This is a genomic window from Candidatus Bathycorpusculum sp., from assembly GCF_009778815.1.
GTDB classification, from domain to species: domain Archaea; phylum Thermoproteota; class Bathyarchaeia; order Bathyarchaeales; family Bathycorpusculaceae; genus Bathycorpusculum; species Bathycorpusculum hydrogenotrophicum.
This window is the reverse complement of record NZ_WRFL01000012.1, coordinates 13,522-28,058: the sequence shown is the minus strand read 5'-3', so window position 1 is coordinate 28,058 and position 14,537 is coordinate 13,522. Positions and strand designations below refer to the sequence as shown.

At 44.1% G+C, this 14,537-nt stretch carries 14 protein-coding genes; 9 read left to right on the top strand and 5 right to left on the bottom strand.

All coding sequences use genetic code 11. The annotated features are described in order from the left end of the window. Window positions 1-60: 60 nt before the first annotated feature. The 3 genes from glnA (FWF39_RS04030) to FWF39_RS04020 form a co-directional block, all read right to left on the bottom strand. A complete protein-coding gene (glnA, locus tag FWF39_RS04030) occupies window positions 61-1,425 on the bottom strand; it encodes a type I glutamate--ammonia ligase (protein WP_343382153.1) in 1,365 nt (454 codons plus the stop codon). Window positions 1,426-1,622: 197 nt separating this feature from the next. Next, window positions 1,623-2,099, bottom strand: a complete 477-nt coding sequence (locus FWF39_RS04025) for a hypothetical protein (protein ID WP_343382152.1) — start codon at window positions 2,097-2,099, stop codon at window positions 1,623-1,625. Then, window positions 2,089-2,985 (bottom strand): NOL1/NOP2/sun family putative RNA methylase, encoded by an 897-nt coding sequence (locus FWF39_RS04020; protein WP_343382151.1) that lies wholly within the window; start codon window positions 2,983-2,985, stop codon window positions 2,089-2,091. The genes FWF39_RS04025 and FWF39_RS04020 overlap by 11 nt, the downstream gene beginning before the upstream one ends. A 292-nt stretch (window positions 2,986-3,277) precedes the next feature. On the opposite strand from FWF39_RS04020, the gene glnA (FWF39_RS04015) reads away from it, so the two are divergent. Beyond that, complete coding sequence (glnA, locus tag FWF39_RS04015; protein ID WP_343382150.1) at window positions 3,278-4,708, top strand: type I glutamate--ammonia ligase; 1,431 nt, start codon at window positions 3,278-3,280, stop codon at window positions 4,706-4,708. Window positions 4,709-4,866: 158 nt separating this feature from the next. Here glnA (FWF39_RS04015) and FWF39_RS04010 read toward each other — a convergent pair whose 3' ends face one another. Next, a complete protein-coding gene (locus tag FWF39_RS04010; RefSeq protein ID WP_343382149.1) occupies window positions 4,867-6,105 on the bottom strand; it encodes a hypothetical protein in 1,239 nt (412 codons plus the stop codon). 715 nt (window positions 6,106-6,820) lie between these two features. Here FWF39_RS04010 and FWF39_RS04005 point away from each other — a divergent pair. Continuing rightward, the gene (locus tag FWF39_RS04005) at window positions 6,821-6,985 is read left to right on the top strand and encodes a hypothetical protein (protein ID WP_343382148.1); all 165 of its coding nucleotides are present in this window, start codon (window positions 6,821-6,823) and stop codon (window positions 6,983-6,985) included. Window positions 6,986-7,026: 41 nt separating this feature from the next. Here FWF39_RS04005 and FWF39_RS04000 read toward each other — a convergent pair whose 3' ends face one another. Next, window positions 7,027-7,245 (bottom strand): hypothetical protein, encoded by a 219-nt coding sequence (locus FWF39_RS04000; protein WP_343382147.1) that lies wholly within the window; start codon window positions 7,243-7,245, stop codon window positions 7,027-7,029. A gap of 321 nt (window positions 7,246-7,566) precedes the next feature. Between FWF39_RS04000 and FWF39_RS03995 the strand changes: the two genes are divergently transcribed. The 7 genes from FWF39_RS03995 (at window position 7,567) to FWF39_RS03965 (ending at window position 14,447) form a co-directional block, all read left to right on the top strand. After that, window positions 7,567-8,793, top strand: a complete 1,227-nt coding sequence (locus tag FWF39_RS03995) for a tRNA (guanine(10)-N(2))-dimethyltransferase (RefSeq protein WP_343382146.1) — start codon at window positions 7,567-7,569, stop codon at window positions 8,791-8,793. A 59-nt stretch (window positions 8,794-8,852) separates the two neighbouring features. Continuing rightward, window positions 8,853-9,662, top strand: a complete 810-nt coding sequence (gene proC, locus FWF39_RS03990) for a pyrroline-5-carboxylate reductase (RefSeq protein WP_343382145.1) — start codon at window positions 8,853-8,855, stop codon at window positions 9,660-9,662. Window positions 9,663-9,671: 9 nt separating this feature from the next. Next, on the top strand, window positions 9,672-10,334 hold the full coding sequence (locus FWF39_RS03985) for an HAD family phosphatase (RefSeq protein ID WP_343382144.1): 663 nt from the start codon (window positions 9,672-9,674) through the stop codon (window positions 10,332-10,334). A 559-nt stretch (window positions 10,335-10,893) separates the two neighbouring features. Then, window positions 10,894-11,541 (top strand): Snf7 family protein, encoded by a 648-nt coding sequence (locus FWF39_RS03980; RefSeq protein WP_343382143.1) that lies wholly within the window; start codon window positions 10,894-10,896, stop codon window positions 11,539-11,541. Window positions 11,542-11,744: 203 nt separating this feature from the next. Continuing rightward, window positions 11,745-11,876, top strand: coding sequence for a zf-TFIIB domain-containing protein (locus tag FWF39_RS03975; protein ID WP_343382142.1), 132 nt, complete (start codon window positions 11,745-11,747; stop codon window positions 11,874-11,876). Between the two features lie 109 nt (window positions 11,877-11,985). Further along, a complete protein-coding gene (locus tag FWF39_RS03970) occupies window positions 11,986-12,432 on the top strand; it encodes a hypothetical protein (RefSeq protein WP_343382141.1) in 447 nt (148 codons plus the stop codon). 74 nt (window positions 12,433-12,506) lie between these two features. Continuing rightward, window positions 12,507-14,447 (top strand): beta-propeller domain-containing protein, encoded by a 1,941-nt coding sequence (locus FWF39_RS03965; RefSeq protein ID WP_343382140.1) that lies wholly within the window; start codon window positions 12,507-12,509, stop codon window positions 14,445-14,447. The last annotated feature ends 90 nt before the right edge of the window (window positions 14,448-14,537 follow it).

Here is a 14,537-nt window from a genome sequence, read left to right as displayed (position 1 = left end):
GCAACTATGGAGTAATTAGTTTCATAAAGGAAAGGGATGAGTTTGGGGTTTGGTTGGTTGTTAGAGGCGTTTGATGTAGCGGTTGACTTCCCATTCGGTGACTTGGGTGCGGTAGAGGTCCCATTCGCGGTGTTTTTCGCGTAAAAAGTTTTCGAAGGCGACTTCGCCTAGTGTTTCGCGCATCAGTTCGCTGGTTTCGAGTTCGTCGAGGGCTTCTTTGAGGTTCTCTGGCAGTGATATGATGCCCCTTTGTTTGCGTTCTTCGTAGCTCATGTGGTAGACGTTTAATTCAACGGGGTTGCCGGGGTCGGTTTTGTTTTTAATACCGTCTAAGCCGGCGGCTAGGAGTACTGCGAATTGAAGATAAGGGTTGCCTGCGCCGTCGGGGCAACGGATTTCGCATCGGGCGGCTGTTTTTCTGCCGCCAAAGTTGGGGACGCGTATGAGGGGGCTTCGGTTTTTGTGTGCCCATGCTATGTAGACGGGGGCTTCGTATCCGGGGACGAGGCGTTTGTAGCTGTTGGGCCAGCTGTTGAGAACAGCGGCTATTTTGCGTCCGTGGATTAGTTGTCCGCCGATGTAGTTGCGTGCGAGTTCGGAGAGGCAGTCGTTTTTTGTGTCTTCTGCGTAGAAGAGGTTTTGGGTGTAGTCTTTGTTCCATAGGCTTTGGTGTATGTGCATGCCGCTGCCGTTGATGCCTTGGAAGGGTTTGGGCATGTAGGTGGTGATGTAGCCGTTGCGGGCTGCTACGACTTTGCCGCACATTTTTAGGGTTATGGCGCGGTCGGCGGTTTCAAGGGCTTCGCCGTATTTGAAGTCGATTTCGTTTTGTCCTAGGGCGACTTCATGGTGGCTGATTTCTATGTCTATGCCAAATGCTTCGGCGTAGTCGGCGATTTCTCGGCGCAGATCGTCGGTGACGTCTCCTGGGTGGGCGTCGAAGTAGCCGGCTAGGTCGATGGGGGTGGGTAGGCCGCCTGTTTCGCTTTCTTTTACGATGAAAAATTCTAGTTCGGGTGCGCAGATGAAGGTGTAGCCGGCGTTGGTTGCTTTTTCGATGGCGCGCTCGAGAATGTAGCGTGGGTCGCCTTCGAAGCGTTTGTTTTGAGGTGTGTAGACGTCGCAGATGAGTCGGGCGGAGGCTTTTTCTTTGGGTCGCCATGGTAGGATGGCAAAGGTGAAGGGGTCGGGGTAGAGGTTCATATCGGATTCTTCGACTGGGCGGTAGCCGGTTATGGAGGAGCCGTCAAAGGATTGGCCGTTTTCAAAGATGCTTTCAATGTTTTTGGCGCTAACGGCCAAGTTTTTGAGAAAACCGTTTATATCGGTGAATTGGAGCCTGACAAATTTTATGTCGTTTTCTTGGATTTGGTGGATTACTTTGGTTACTTGTTCTCTCCAGAGGGGGTTTTTAAAATGTTTCATGTTAAATCTCCTGCAGGTTGTTAGGCTCGGTTCTTCACATGTTATGGTTATAAGTGTCCGCTTTAAACGTATTTAAGCTTAGCGTCCACTAATATGGATAACTGTCCACTATATCGAGAATTTATTGAAATAATGTATAAAGCCACACTGTTAAAGACTAAAAACTAACCAAAAAAAAGACAACAGCAACAACCACCTTAGCGTTCACGACGCAGAAAATCACCGACATCTGAGACATTACGCACCGCAACCTCATCACGAGAGGTCTTTGCGCTCAGATCACCCACAATTCGGCCAAACCCCAAACATTCCCCAAATTCATTTAACACCAAAGTATTTGTGTTTCTCTTAGCTGAACCAAACACACGCACCACACTACTTGCAAAAAGAGGTCTACCGCATATAAAAAGCCAAGCCGCCTTCCGGTCTACAACTATGCGCTGCGCATGCTCTTTTGCTAGAATCGAGAGTAAGTGAAAACTGGGGAAAAATTTGCCTTCTTTGGTTTTGCCCAAAAAAAGCCCAGCATAAAAGAAATCAGGTCGAACCATAAGAGGCCTAAGAGCAACATTAACCAAATAGAAACGCCCATTTTTCTCTACGATTAAATCAGGGTTTAAGATGATATCTACGCCAAATGTCGCTACAAAATTGGTTACTGCCTTAGCGGTCATGGGGTTGGCTCCGTTTTAGTTTAGCGGCAAAAAAGCCCTGAGTTTCATTTGGCCACATCCGCAGGCATTTTGCGACTGATGAATCTAGTTTTTTGCCAAAGACCTCTGTTAAGCCGTTTTGGCCATAACTACTATGAGTTTCTTGGATTTGCAAATTGAGGTTTTTTATTGCCCAATCCATGTTCAGTTCGTTTTCTTCAGGTTCAAGTGAGCAGGTGGAATAGACTAATTCGCCATGGTTACTTAGGCATTCGGAGGCTTTGGTGAGTATGTCTTTTTGAAGAGCCGCATTGCACTGAATGTCTTTTAGAGTGCGATTCTTAAACCAGTCGCGGTCTCCGGCAAAGTTACCAGAACATGGAGCATCCACAAGTATTCGATCAAAGCGCAGATTTAAAGAAGGGACCTGGCGTGCATCAAGTAAATAGACCACAGTGTTTGTAATGCTACATCGCTCCAGATGGTTTCCCACTGCCGCTATGCGGCGTTTATCCACATCCAAAGCTACAATAGCACCCGAGTTTTGCATGGCATCAGCTAACTGTACAGTTTTACCGCCCGGTGCCGCAGCACAGTCAAGCACTCTTTTACCACGCAAATCGCTAAAGAGAGACACCGGAATTTGAGCAGCCGCTTCTTGTATTGAGTAGAGACCCAGCAAGTATTCAGCGGTTGCACCTGCAGAGACTTTGGAGTCCAAAACCCAGTAACCTGACTGGAGAAAAGGAATTTTTTGCAGAACCACCCCTAAGCTGTTGAGACGCTCAACAAGGTTTTTGCCACGTGCATTGGTGTTGTTTATGCGGATAGCTTGCCGCAGATTAACCTCTTTGAGTTCCCAGCCAAGTTGCCTGTAACGGTCTTGAAAGAATTCTCTACCAGACACAGCCAAACCTTGTCTATGGGGAGATAAAAGCTTTTCAACAACAAACCAAACAATGAGCAGTAGGAAGCGGCAAAGTGCAGTTACAGATAAGCGGCACCGATCCCAAATGCGCGTTTTGCAAACAGCACTACAAAAAACGCTATGCACCAACTATTTTATGCCCGAATTTCCTGCACCCCCAAACTGTACCCATAACTATGAAGTGGTTGTGAAGTAGGGTATTCCCCCAACTAACCAACCCAAACAGTTTTTATGCCATAGTGGAACAGAGTAAGTTATTGGAGAATTAAACATGTTTACTAGTATGGAAGAGGCAAGAAGGTACTGTAAAGATAATGAAATTCAGATGGTCGACTTTATGATGGTTGACCTAGAGGGGCGTTGGAGACATCTAACCATCCCCGTTGATCGCTTTACTGATGATATATTAGAGGATGGGGTTGGGTTTGATGGTTCAAATTATGGTTATGCCCCTGTTGAGAAAAGTGACATGGTTTTTGTGCCGGATTTGAGTAGCGCTTATGTGGATGCGTTTGCGGAAATTCCCACTTTGGCTATGATTGGGGATGTGTTTGTTATTGATTTGCCCAAAAACCACAGGTTTGATCAGTATCCAAGAAACGTTGCTGTTCGGGCTGAGGAATACATGAAAAGTCTGGGGATTGCGGATGAGATGCGCATTGGACCCGAATTTGAGTTTCATGTGTTTGAGCATGTGAGTTATAATGTAGAGCCAAATGGTTCGGGATATGTTGTTGATACTGAGCAGGCAGCCTGGAACACCGGTAATGATGGAGAGAATTTGGGCTATAAGATGCCTGTGAAGGGTGGATATCATATGGCCTTACCGATGGACAGACTTAGTGGTTTTCGCTCTCGGGTCTCTATGTTGATGGAGAGACAGGGAATTTTGGTAAAGTATCATCATCACGAGGTTGGCGGTCCAGGACAAGTAGAGATCGAGGTTGAAATGGGCTCAATGCTAGAAATGGCCGATAAAACTATGATGACCAAATATTTGGTAAAAAATGCAGCCTTTGCAGAACATAAAACAGCCACATTTATGCCAAAACCCATCTTTGCCGAAGCAGGCAATGGCATGCATGTACATATGCACCTGTTTAAAAATGGTGAGCCGCTGTTTTATGATGAAAAGGGCTATTCACAGTTAAGTGATATGGCACTACATTTTATGGGCGGACTTTTGAAACATGCCCGAGCACTTTGTGCATTTACCAATCCAAGCACAAACTCGTATAAACGGCTTGTTCCAGGCTATGAGGCACCTGTAACCATTGGATATGCAACCGCAAATCGTAGCAGCGTAATTCGTATCCCAGCATATGCCAAGGGACCAAATAAAAAACGCTTTGAGCTTCGCAATCCAGATGGCACCTGTAACCCATATTATGCGTTTTCAGCAATTCTTATGGCAGGTCTTGATGGGGTGCAGAAAAAAATTGATCCACACAAAGAAGGTTATGGACCCTATGATTTTAATCTGTACAATCTGTCCCCTGAAGAACAACAAAAAATCAAACAACTGCCCCGATCTCTTGATGAATCCCTTGATGCTTTGGAAGCCGATCATGAATTCTTGACAATGGACGGCGTATTTCCAGAAAAGTTGATTGAGATTTGGATTAAAAAGAGACGAAAAGAGGCAGCAAAGTATAATCAACTACCCCAGCCAGTAGAATTTGAGATGTACTACGACCTATAATACAGCCAGCAAACCGCAAATTCCAGTTGAGCTTGCTCAACTTTTCTTTTATTATTTTTTTGGTTTCCAGCTTTCTGCTTTTGTTATTATCAGTTGTCAGGTCAGCAACAAAATATTACCCTATTGATTTTCCATATGATGTCTGGATTTTTGGGTATCTATTGAAGATTAACAAATAACACTTTCACTCCGCCATTGCTTTTCCTTTGCCAAATCACAAAGAACACGACGACAGCGGCAACTGCACCTACCGTAATGATAACTATGAGCAATTGGAGAGGAAAAGGATCTTGGGGGTAGTTGAGTTTGGCAAGCCAAGTTGAGTTGTTGTATGAAGCGATAAGGAAGTAGCCGCCTTCTTTGGCAGGTATGAGGGAGTTAAAGTTGGCTTCTAATCCCACGGGCAAGGTAACATTTGGGAAGGTGGTGTTCCAGATAACGACACCAAGTTTATCAGCTATGATTAGCCCTGTGGCATTGGGTTTTTGGAATTCCAGCATGAGGTAACCGTTCTCTGTTGGGAGGGCACCAACGATGGCGTGCCCGTTTTCGCCATATGTTTGGTTCCACTCCATAGCACCGTCTGCATCAACTTTAACAACCCATGCGGGTTTGCGCCAGAGGTATCCAATCATGAGGTATCCGCCGTCACTTGTGGCTATGGCTCCGTTGCATTCTGTTTGGTAATAGAAACCTGTGCCGCCGTAGGTGGTGTTTCCAAGTGGTTGGCCATCCTTATCTAGCTTTAGCAACATGTAGAGAGCTTGGTCAGGAACAAACGAGTAGCTTACAGCTGAAAGTGTGAAACCGTGGTCTGTTTCTATTATGGTTGAGGGACAAGTGTTGAGTGGTCCCATGATGTTTTTACTCCACATCAGATTACCCGAGGCATCAATTCGAGCGAACCAAATCCAGCCTAGACCGTCCTCGACGGGTACGCCAAAAGCGGCTAGTGCAAAACCCCCCTCTTTGACCTCGATAACGGCCATCAAATAGTTCACTGGCGCCTCTGAAGTGTAGCTTTGAGTCCACTGTGTGATCCCATCTGAGTTTGTTTTCATTAGGACATATCGGTTATTGATGAGGCCGGCTAAGACAAAGCCGCCGTCACGACAAACCACCAGACGTGGCAGAACGGTGTCTGCGTCCTCGATTTGGATTGTTCGGGTCCAGAGCAAATTGTGGGATGTATCAAGTTTTGTGAGAAAAGTACATGATTGGTTGATGCTGTTTAGCACTAGACTGCCATCGTCTAGTTGATATACGCTGTAGCCTACAACACCAGGCAGATTGGTGTACAACTCGACTGGTGCGGATAGGGGTGGTTGTGTAGTCGAAGTTGAGCTACTCAGGGGCAAGGGGAATAGGGCAAGGAGCACCACTAAAGTTGCGACCAAAAGAGTGGCTCTTGTTCTTTGCTGGGTTTTGTTTTGCAATGCTGAATTCCCACTATGTATAGACATAGGGAGCCGAAAAATATTACTCTCCCCTTGGAACAGAGTGTTCCAAAACAAGAACATACAGAGTTAGGATAACAAAACAACATCCCAAATTTCCAGCGCAGATCCGCGTTTCCTTAGGCACGGTCACTGCACTTGGATTGCTAAGGGTAAACTGGATACGACCCCCACAACCGCCTACCTGATGACATATACAGATAACAAATGCCAGTGCAAACTGCTGTTTTTGCAATACCGTTCATCCTACCGAAGACGAACTCAACAGCCTAATCGCAGGGATGCAACAAAACAACAGCAACGTTCCTTCAGTTTCTTAAAGAAACAGGAGTCCGAAGCGGCGAAGTCTTCATACTACAATGAACAGACATAGGTTCATAAAAACAATTCGTAAACATTCCCCCATAAAAAGACAGCGAACCACACAAATCAAACCATCAAAACAACCAATCACCAGTCTAAACAACCTACCACACAATAACCCCAAACCCTTCACACACTCACAAAAACACTCCACAAAAACCGTAGATACCAACAAAAAACAAAAATCACACACAAACTAAAAAACGACCACATACACAAAACACACTTCCACACCCTATAACACTAAAAAACCACCAAAGAATACCACAAAACTAAAAACATACTACACACCATGAAACTACCCGACCACAAAAACATCCAAAACACCCTGCTCTATACCCAACAAATAAACTTTGACAAAGACGACAACTACCACTCAACAACCACCAAAACCAGTCAAGAAGCCCAGAAACTAGTTGAAACAGGCTTGAGTACATTTGTTCTTTTGAGGATGTAAAATTATTTAGGAAACGCAAATAGGCTCTATTTAAACAGGGTCTAGAGGATTGTGGTGAAGTCGCTGGGATTTTTTGGGGTTTTGGGGTGTTTGTGTGTTGTTTGTTGGGTAGTGGGGTTTGTTGTGTGGTGAGTTGTGTCGTTTTGTGATATAGGGTCTTTGTTAGATTGTTCCTTGGTGGGAATAATGTTTTTAAATTTTCCAGTTGTAGGATGGGGTGGGTGAGGAGTGCCTGTGAAAGCCGCTGGGTCAAACAACATTCATTCATACACACTCATACAATACATCTTTTCTGGCGGTCGAGTAGGAATGGTCTCACCCACTTCTCATTTATCACATAAACGCAAGGCTTAAGAGTAATTACACAATTATTGTTTACATACATGAAGGGCAAAATCGAAACAATCGACGAGTTCAACATGTCGAAAGGGGAAAACGGAAAATAGGAATCAGGGAGGAAAACAGCACAACGCTGACAACTCCCAACTCCACCTTTTTCAGACACTCCAATCCTTCTCACATCAAACTACCGCGAATTTTTTAAGTACACCCCTCAATCATACTACCAACGAGGCACAATCATGACCCAACAAACTGAGACCATCACCGATTTTCCCAGCGAAATCATAAATGAGGGCAAAGTACAAATTTTAGTTCCCGACCTCAAAGCATACGGCGTAACCCCAAGCAACTATGCCCCCTCCAAAGCACCAGTATTCTACAACCCCGTAATGGAGTTTAACCGTGACCTCTCAGTTTTAACATTCCAAACCTACCAACGCATAATTGACCATGAAATAAACATCTGCGAACCGCTAACCAGCCAAGGAATAAGAGGAATCCGCTACGCCGCAGAAGTTGACGCAGTCAACAAGGTACTATTAAGTGACATAAGCACCCGAGCATGCCACCTAGCCCAACACAACATCAAACTAAACAACCTCGAAGACAAAATAATCCTAAAGCACAGTGACGCCAACCGCACCCTAGCCAACCATGCATCCCCAAAAAAACGCTTTGACATCATAGACATCGACCCATTTGGCACACCCATACCCTACCTAGACTCCGCATTCCGCGCCCTAAAAAACAGGGGCCTTCTAGCAACAACCGCCACCGATCTAGCGCCGCTGTGCGGCGTACACGCAAAAGCCTGCCTGCGCAAATACGGCGGCAAACCGCTTCGCTCAGAATACTGCCATGAAATAGCAATCAGACTCCTCTGCGGCAGTATGGCAACAATTGCAGCCAAAAAAGACATCGGAATCCAAATTCTATTTAGCCACAGCACCGACCACTACATCCGAGCCTATGCCCAAATCAGCTATGGAGCAAAAAAAGCAGACGACAGCATCAAAACCATGGGCTACATCCTACACTGCTTCAACTGCATGCACCGAGAAATCACCCATCAACCATTTGATTGCTCCACATGCCCCGAATGCGGCGCAAAAATGGATTACACTGGACCCCTCTGGACAGGCCCCATCACTAACACAGAATTTATAGAACAACTAATTATCCAAAATCAAAAAACAATATTTACAAAAAACAATACAAAAATCACCAAACGTCTAGCCCTGATCAGCGCAGAATCCCCCATGCCCCCAACATACTATGTTATCGATAAACTAAGTGGCAAACTAAACCTACCCGCACCAGCCAACCAAACATTCATAGACGCACTCCACAAAGCAGGCTACCAAGCAGTACCAACACACTTCAACCCCCGAGGAATAAAAACAAACGCATCCGCAATGATCATGCACAAAATACTAAAAGAACTAACAGCAACCACCCAACCCTAATGGGTTTGGGCAATAAAGTTTAAACAGTAAAGCAGACTCATCTAAGGTAAGTGAAGATTATGTCTGAAAAAATCACAGTTATCGGCTCAGGAATGATGGGCGGCGCCATAATCAAAAGCCTGCTCAAAGGCAATCTTACCCCCTCGAGCTTAACAGCTGTTGATATTCAAGCTGAAAAACTAAAAGAATTCGAAGCTCTGGGTGTCAAAACTAACACAGATAACGCCAAAGCCGCCAAAGATGCGGATAGCATATTTATCATCGTCAAACCCGGAGACGTCGCCAAAGTTCTAAGCGAGATTAAAGAAGAAATCAAGAACAAACTGGTCATATCGGTCGCAGCAACAGTTTCTCTAAACTATTTAAGAAAATATGCACCAGAGAGCAAAATCGTGCGCATCATGCCCAATCTCTGCGCTATGGTCCAAGCCTCCTACACCGCCTATTGCTGTACAGAAAACTTGACGACCAAAGATAGAGAAACAGTCAAAAAACTACTCAATATGATGGGCACCTGTGATGAGGTTGATGAGAAATACATGGATGCCATCACAGCGGTCAGCGGCAGCGGACCAGGCTACTTGAGCATAATCATTGAAGCACTCACATACGCAGGCCTAAAAGTAGGGTTACCAAGAAACATTGCACTCAACTGCGCAGCACAAACCGTCTTGGGCACAGGCAAACTGGTAGTTGATCTACATGAAGAACCCGCCCACATAAAAGACATGACTACCACCCCGGGCGGAACAACCATAGAGGCCATCTATCAAATCGAGCAGAGCCAAATCCGCCCCGCTTTGATGCGCGCCATCGAAGAAGCAACCAAAAAAAGCCAAACCATACGCGAAAAGCTCAACCTCCAATAGCGAACAGCCATGATGTTTGAAGCCGCCATTTTTGACTGGGACGGCACCCTAGCAGATACCCGCCACGCTATTGTAACCTCTTTTCAAAAGGCGCTCTCAGAGAATAACATAGAGATTCCAAACGACTATATTGAGCAACGTATTGGTATAGGCGCCGCAGACACTTTCCGCGAAATCCTGCACTCAAAAAAACGCATAGTCGATGAAGCACTAATCACCCGTTTGGTTGAGCGGAAAAATGAAGTTCAAATTGAATTAGCAGACAATATTCAACTCTTTGATGGGGCACAACCCCTATTAGAAGCACTAAGAGGCAAAATCAAGGTTGCACTAGCAACTATGAGCAACAACTCGGTGATAAGTCATTTGCTCAAAATAAATCACCTTGAAAAATATTTTCAAGTTGTATTAACCGCAAACAACGTTAACTGTTCTAAGCCCAACCCCGAAATTTTTTTAAAAACAGCTACGAAATTAAATACACCACCGGCACTATGCACAGTCTTTGAGGATTCCCGCTTTGGCGTTAAAGCCGCCAAAACAGGTGGCATGCACTGCATCGCAGTGATAACAGGCACCAACACCAAAAAAGAACTAGAATTAGAAAAACCCGATTTACTGGTAAAAAATCTAAAAGATCCACAAATCTTAAACTATATACTACGCCAATAAACATTATTTATTTGTAGTAGTGCGTTGACAATCACATAACTTTAAACACTTTTTGAATCAAATATGTATTTGCTTCAAGTCTGAAGGAAGAACAGGGTTTGACCATACTTAGAACAAGCAAACTAAAAGAACAACACGATTTCAAGTTTGTTGCTAAAAAACAAGAAGACAATACCCTTCTACAGCAAATGAAGCACCACAAGATGTGTGGCGTGCATCCATAGATTCCCTTTACCCCCTCTCTCTTCCTCACCTGGGTGCACGCTACTCCCGCTTACCAATTAAATTTACCCTCAACACCTAACCAGCAGATAGTTACTAGATCACAGCACCAACGACTCATATATTGGTGAACCTAGGTGATTCCACAGAGTGGGTTTATAAAATAACATATGCGTAAACTGGCGTAGTTATGAAATAGTGGTCAGTATATTGGCAAATTAATGTTGAATTTTCAATCAAAACTCAAGATGCGGTGTGTAGCGTACGCACATATATATCTACATGTTAGTAAGAAATAAAAACCCATTTGGCGTATCGCATTAAAGAGGATATTTACATGTCTGAACGTTTCGCTAAAAAATGGGAAGCAAAGCCAGAAGGAAACAATTTGGTAAATTCATTAAAGGAAGTAGTTCAACCAGCTCAACCTCTAAAACCCCGCTTAGACTTTGCCGCCAGACAACTTGACCTCCAGATCAACAAACTCGACCAAGCCAACGAACGTTTCACCCAAAAAGACAAAGCATTGTTCACAAAACTCGTTGCCGCCTACACAGAACATGACCAAGCACATGCAAACATCTACGCCACTGAACTCGCAGAAATCCGCAAGATGAGCCGAATTATCATGAATGCACGCCTCGCCTTGGATCAAATCTCATTGAGAATTAAAACCGTCAGTGAACTAGGTGATGTTTGCTCTATGCTAGGTCCTTGCATCGGAGTATTACGTAGTGTCCGCAACGGATTGGGCGGTGTACTCCCCGAAGCAGAAGGCGAATTAAACGACATCGGCAACATGCTAAGCGGACTTATGTTTGAGGCAGGCACAACAAGCGGCATGTCACTAAACTTTGACAACGTCAACGAAGATGCAGCAAAAATCCTCTCAGAAGCAGCAACCGTCGCAGAGCAAAGAGTAAGTGCCAACTTTCCTGACCTCCCCCCTGGATTATCAGGCACATCAAACAAAACAAGCACCTAACTGTTTCCCTCTCCCCTCCTTTATTTTTTGTCAAACTCTATTACAAGCAGAAGTATTAACCCTAAATAAATAGCAAAACCAACCGTAAAAGATTTACAAGATACCATCACAGAAATCCAATTAAGCAAAATGAAAGGGTTATCCAGCTAACTCTGCATCCAGAAAAGTTATATCCATAAAACCGCTAAGTTTGAGTGGATCATATGAATACTCCCCGTCTCTGCCCTGAATGCTACGTTGAAATGAAGCCAATCTATGATAGAGAAGGTAAGCTACTCTATTACCAATGTCCCAAATGTGGCAAGCTAATCCTTTTCACCCACTCAGGACACTAAACCAATCAGCATCAGCTATATAGAAACTAAAGAAACACTCATAGAATACCCTGTTTTCACCTTTGAACTTATATTCAACATGTCATAATATAGGCTGGGTGTTTAATGATTGAACGGGAGCAGTGAAACAGAGCTTGAATATGCACTGCGAGGCAAAGCGTGGAAAGTATATTGGTATCTTCTAAAACACGGTAACCCCGCAGGTATTCGCGAAGTTCAACGGGCACTGCATTTTAGCAGTCCCAGCATCGCATTTCACCATCTTGAGCAACTACGAGAATTAGGACTGGTTGAGAAACAAGAAGTCGGTGGACAATACATACTGGTGGGTGAGGTTAAAATCGGCGTACTGCGCCACTATGTAAAACTGGGTAAACTCTTATTCCCACGCTACTTCTTCTATGCATTGTTCTCTACACTGTTCTTTAGCTTATACTTGACGATTATGGTTAACAGTTTCACCCGTGATAACCTCTTTATAATCTCATTTGGCGCAATTATTTGCAGTATTTTCTGGTATGAAGCATACCGAGTTTGGGGTATGAGGCCGTTCTAAATGTTAGAACAAGCTGTTCGCATAATTAGCATAAAAAACAGGATAATACACAGTTCAAAGGGAGCGAAAGTATAATGGTGCAAAGAGAAATCAAGAAAAAAACACGGCTCTATGGAACAACAGCAGTACTCTCAGCAATAGTCCTCATATCTATGATCTATGTCTTTGGCGTAACACCCTTGATTTTTCCACCCGCCCAAGCAATGAAAACGTTCTCCTCTACGCAAGAAATCACAGATTACCTAAACACTAACACTAACCAAAGAGAGAGCATCCAAGGCTATGGCACTCCCCTGGAAACTCCATTAAGCATGGTTACTTCGTACCCTGCACCGGAGATTTATTGGGCCAAGCCAAGTGACGACTACTCGACAACCAATATACAAGTTAGTGGAGTAGATGAGTTAGATGCCGTTAAAACAGATGGTCAATACATCTATATGACCTCAACCACTACCCAAACCAGCGATGATTACACATTTTGTACCATAAATACCGTTTATATTATAGATGCAAACTCACAAAAACCCACAGTAGTGTCCAAAATTACACTTGATGATATAACGCAACCAATTGGATTGTTTCTAAGTCAAGACAGCAATCAAATAGCAGTTTTAGCCAACAAATATGACTATCCCAACGATATACGTCCGATACATTGGGGATATAATCCAGGTAATGATTACACCTGCATCAACGTCTATGATATCTCTAATAAGGCACAACCAATTTTGACACGAAACTGTACTCTGAGCGGCAACTATGCCAATAGCCGCATGATAGGCGACATCGTCTATACCGTTGTTAGTCAACCCGCTAGGGTCTATGATAACATAGCCAGATTACCAGTTGTGTATGAAGATAATTGTCAAATTGAGGTTTCTCCTGCCAGCATCTACTACACCGATATGAATGATTCAAGTTTAAGCTTCACAAGCTTCTACGGTCTAAACATCACCGATTATACATCAAAACCAACTAGCATGACCGTTATGATGGGCAGTACATCCAATATGTATGTTTCAACTCAGAACTTTTATGTCACATACCCCCTATGGAACCAAGAGGCGGGCCAGTACACTACAATATATCGTGTTGCAATTGATGGGTTACAACTATCATGTGAATCACAAGGAAGCGTCTTTGGCAATATCTTAAATCAGTATTCTATGGATGAATACAACGGCGATTTTCGGATAGCCACCAACTATTACAACCTTGAATCCCAAACCCAAGTCAATAACGTCTATGTATTAAACTCTGAGCTAATTGTGATTGGTAAACTGGAGGGTCTTGCACCAAACGAGAACCTCCATGCGGCACGCTTTATGGGTGACAAAGGCTATTTGGTAACGTTTAAGACAATAGACCCACTCTTTGTCATTGATCTCAGTAACCCTAGCAACCCAAAAGTGTTAGGTGAGCTCAAAATTCCTGGATACTCAGACTACCTCCATCCCTATGATGAAAACCATCTTATCGGCATAGGCAAAGAAACAACTGAATCCGACACGGGAAACTTTGCATGGTATCAGGGGTTAAAACTCTCCCTCTTTGATGTCACCAACGTTAGAGAACCAATCCAACTGACAAGTTATGGTATAGGCGACAGAGGCACAGAGTCATTGGTACTCTCAGATCCCCATGCATTTCTCTTTAACAAAGAAAGAAACCTACTGGTAATACCGGTCGGGTTAGCATTGATCAACAGCCAAACCGAACAGGATGCCTCCAACTCTTGGCTCTACGGCGAATCCGTCTGGCAGGGAGCATATATATTTAGCCTCAGCACAGACGGCGGCTTCACACTCAAGGGCACCGTAACACATCTAAACCCAGCATTACTGAACACCCAAGGACATCTACGCGACCCCTATGAATACTATAATACACAAAACGACTGGATAACACGCACCCTCTACATCGGCAACAATCTCTACACAATCTCCAACTCACAAATCAAACTCACCAACCTAACCAACATGACACCAACAGCAACCATTAAACTCCAATAACCAAGCAAACAATAAACCATAACAACCAACAATTGCAATCAGCAGTTACAACACAAACCAAAACGCTCAAACCCCATTTTTTTAAAACAA

Excerpts from the sequence above, each read along its gene's own strand:
- FWF39_RS04005 (WP_343382148.1), top strand. The coding sequence starts at position 6,821 with ATGAAACTACCCGACCACAAAAACATCCAAAACACCCTGCTCTATACC.
- glnA (WP_343382150.1), top strand. The coding sequence starts at position 3,278 with ATGTTTACTAGTATGGAAGAGGCAAGAAGGTACTGTAAAGATAATGAA.
- FWF39_RS03965 (WP_343382140.1), top strand. The coding sequence starts at position 12,507 with ATGGTGCAAAGAGAAATCAAGAAAAAAACACGGCTCTATGGAACAACA.
- FWF39_RS03985 (WP_343382144.1), top strand. The coding sequence starts at position 9,672 with ATGATGTTTGAAGCCGCCATTTTTGACTGGGACGGCACCCTAGCAGAT.
- FWF39_RS03995 (WP_343382146.1), top strand. The coding sequence starts at position 7,567 with ATGACCCAACAAACTGAGACCATCACCGATTTTCCCAGCGAAATCATA.
- FWF39_RS03975 (WP_343382142.1), top strand. The coding sequence starts at position 11,745 with ATGAATACTCCCCGTCTCTGCCCTGAATGCTACGTTGAAATGAAGCCA.
- proC (WP_343382145.1), top strand. The coding sequence starts at position 8,853 with ATGTCTGAAAAAATCACAGTTATCGGCTCAGGAATGATGGGCGGCGCC.
- FWF39_RS04000 (WP_343382147.1), bottom strand. The coding sequence starts at position 7,245 with ATGTTGTTTGACCCAGCGGCTTTCACAGGCACTCCTCACCCACCCCAT.
- glnA (WP_343382153.1), bottom strand. The coding sequence starts at position 1,425 with ATGAAACATTTTAAAAACCCCCTCTGGAGAGAACAAGTAACCAAAGTA.
- FWF39_RS03980 (WP_343382143.1), top strand. The coding sequence starts at position 10,894 with ATGTCTGAACGTTTCGCTAAAAAATGGGAAGCAAAGCCAGAAGGAAAC.
- FWF39_RS04025 (WP_343382152.1), bottom strand. The coding sequence starts at position 2,099 with ATGACCGCTAAGGCAGTAACCAATTTTGTAGCGACATTTGGCGTAGAT.